The organism is Paracoccus niistensis, from assembly GCF_042432925.1.
Lineage (GTDB): Bacteria > Pseudomonadota > Alphaproteobacteria > Rhodobacterales > Rhodobacteraceae > Paracoccus > Paracoccus niistensis.
In genome coordinates this window covers 1-3,047 of record NZ_JBHLWE010000085.1, presented here as the reverse complement: position 1 = coordinate 3,047, position 3,047 = coordinate 1, and the positions used below count along the sequence as shown (strand labels likewise).

Annotated in this window: 2 protein-coding genes; both read left to right on the top strand. The window is 69.0% G+C overall.

Translation table 11 applies throughout. The annotated features are described in order from the left end of the window. The first annotated feature begins 2 nt into the window (after window positions 1-2). The gene (gene glmU / locus ACFFII_RS17735; protein WP_377700199.1) at window positions 3-1,268 is read left to right on the top strand and encodes a bifunctional UDP-N-acetylglucosamine diphosphorylase/glucosamine-1-phosphate N-acetyltransferase GlmU; all 1,266 of its coding nucleotides are present in this window, start codon (window positions 3-5) and stop codon (window positions 1,266-1,268) included. Window position 1,269: 1 nt separating this feature from the next. Further along, window positions 1,270-3,047 (top strand): glutamine--fructose-6-phosphate transaminase (isomerizing) (glmS, locus tag ACFFII_RS17730; protein WP_377700198.1); only part of this gene is annotated, 1,778 nt, incomplete at its 3' end.

Sequence of the window (3,047 nt, the reverse complement as noted above, 5' to 3'; positions counted from 1 at the left end):
TGCTGCACCGGCTGGGAGGCGTGCCGCTGATGGGCCACGCGCTGGCGGCGGGCCGCAGCCTCGACCCCGACAGGGTGATCGTCGTCGCGGGCCACGGGGCCGAGGCGGTGCGGAAGGCGGTGGCCAAGCTTGACCCCGAGGCGCAGATCGCCCTTCAGGACCAGCAGCTCGGCACCGGCCATGCCGTGGCGCAGGCCCTGCCGCTGCTGGAGGGCTTCGAGGGCAAGGTCGTCGTCCTTTACGGCGACACCCCTTTCATCGGCGCGGATACCTTGGCGGCGCTGGTCAGCCATCCGGCAGACGTGGTCGTGCTGGGCTTCGAGGCTGTCGATCCCGGCCGCTATGGCCGGCTCGTGGTGCGTGGCGACACGCTGGACCGCATCGTCGAATACAAGGACGCCGACGAGGCCACGCGGGCCATCGCACTATGCAATTCCGGCGTCATGGCGGCGGACGCGGCGCTGCTGCGCGATCTCGTGGGCCGTCTCGGCAACGACAACGCGTCGGGGGAATACTACCTGACCGACGTCGTGGGCCTTGCGCGGCAGGAAGGCCGCAGCGCCGCCGTGGTTACCTGCGACGAGGCCGAGACGCTCGGCATCAACACCCGCGCCGAGCTTGCGGCAGCCGAGTCTGCCTTTCAGGCCCGCCGCCGGGCCGAGATGCTGGAGAACGGCGTGACCATGGCCGATCCCCAGACGGTCTGGTTCGCGCTCGACACCTTCATTGGCCGTGACGCTATCATCGGGCAGAACGTGGTCTTCGGCCCCGGCGTCACCGTCGAAAGCGGGGCCGAGATCCTGCCTTTCTGCCATCTGGAGGGCTGTCACGTCAGCGCGGGCGCGACAGTGGGTCCCTTCGCCCGCCTGCGGCCGGGGGCGGAACTGGGCGGCGACGTCCACGTCGGGAACTTCGTGGAAATCAAGAACTCGGTGCTGGCCGAGGGAGTGAAGGTCGGCCACCTGACTTATCTGGGCGACGCCGAGGTGGGCGAGCGCACGAACATCGGTGCGGGCACCGTCACCTGCAACTACGACGGCGTGGGCAAGCACCGCACCGTGATCGGGGCCGAGGCCTTCATCGGCTCGGACACGATGCTGGTCGCGCCGGTGCGCGTGGGCAACCGCGCCATGACCGGCTCGGGGTCGGTCATCACCCAGGACCTGCCCGACGAGGCCTTGGGGCTGGGCCGCGCCCGGCAGGTAACCAAGCCGGGATTGGCGACACGGATCATGCAGGCGCTGCGGGCGGCGAAGGGGAAAGCGTAAGATGTGCGGGATCATCGGGATACTCGGCAAGAACCAGGTCGCACCGCAACTGGTCGAGGCGCTGAAGCGGCTGGAATACCGCGGCTATGACAGCGCGGGCGTGGCGACCGTGGACAGCGAGGGGCGGCTGGACCGCCGCCGGGCGGTCGGCAAGCTGGTGAACCTGTCTGACCTGCTGGTACTGGACCCGCTGGAAGGCCGCGCGGGCATCGGCCACACCCGTTGGGCCACCCATGGCGCCGCGACGGAAGGAAACGCCCATCCGCACAAGCACGGCCCCGTGGCCGTCGTCCACAACGGCATCATCGAGAACTTCCGCGAACTGCGCACCTGCCTCGCCGCCAACGGCATCGCCGCGCGGACCGAGACCGACACCGAGACCGTGGCCCTGCTGACGGGCCACCACATGGCGCAGGGCATGGACCCGGTACAGGCCGTCCGCGCCACGCTGTCGCGCCTGCAGGGTGCCTTTGCCCTTGCCTTCCTGTTCGAGGGAGAGGACGACCTGATGATCGGCGCCCGCAAGGGCAGCCCGCTGGCCCTGGGGCATGGGGACGGAGAGATGTTCCTCGGCTCGGACGCCATCGCTCTGGCGCCCTTCACGGACCGGATCACCTATCTGGAAGACGGCGACCATGTCGTGATCACGCGCGACGGCGCGGCGATTTTCGACGCGAATGGCCAGCAGACCAACCGCGAGACGGCGCGCATCGACGTCGGTGCGACCGCCATCGACAAGGGCGGCTACCGGCATTTCATGGCCAAGGAGATCGCTCAGCAGCCGGTCGTCCTTGGCGATGCGCTGAGCCACTACATCAAGGAGGGCCGGATCGTCCTGCCCGAGGCGGTCGATTTCCGCGACGTGGACCGCCTGACGCTGGTCGGCTGCGGCACGGCCTATTACGCCGCACATGTGGCGAAATACTGGTTCGAGCGGCTGGCGGGACTGCCCTGCGACGTCGATGTGGCGTCCGAGTTCCGTTACCGCGAGCCACCCCTGTCGCCCCGCAGCTGGGCCGTCTTCGTCAGCCAGTCGGGCGAGACGGCGGACACGCTGGCCGCGCTGCATTACTGCAAGGACAAGGTCGCCAAAACGGTGGGCGTCGTGAACGTGGGCACCTCGGCCATCGCGCGGGACGCCGATATCGCCCTGCCGATCCTGGCGGGGGTCGAGGTCGGCGTGGCTTCGACCAAGGCCTTCACCTGCCAGCTGGCGGTGCTGGCCGTCCTGGCGCTGAAGGCCGCGGCCGACCGGGGCGTCATGTCGCCGGTCGAGTTCTCGGCGCAGATCCGCGACCTGACGGCGATCCCCTCGCTGGTCAGCCAGGCGGTGGGTGCGGGCGAGGACTGCCGGCGCCTGGCCGACTGGTTGTCCGAAGCGCAGGACGTGCTGTTCCTGGGCCGTGGCGCGCTGTTCCCCATCGCACTGGAAGGCGCGTTGAAGCTGAAGGAAATCAGCTACATCCACGCTGAAGGTTATGCGTCAGGTGAACTCAAGCACGGGCCGATCGCGTTGATTGACCGCAACGTGCCCGTGGTGGTGCTCGCCCCGACCGACCCGCTGTTCGACAAGACCGTCTCGAACATGCAGGAGGTGATGGCGCGCCACGGCCAGGTGCTGCTGGTGTCCGACGCCGAGGGGATCGCGGCAGGCGGCGAGGGCGCCCATGCGGTGCTGACGATGCCATCCGGCGGGGGCGCCTTCGCACCCATCGTTTATGCGATCCCGATGCAGTTCCTGGCCTATCACACGGCCGTGGCCAAGGGGACGGACGTGGA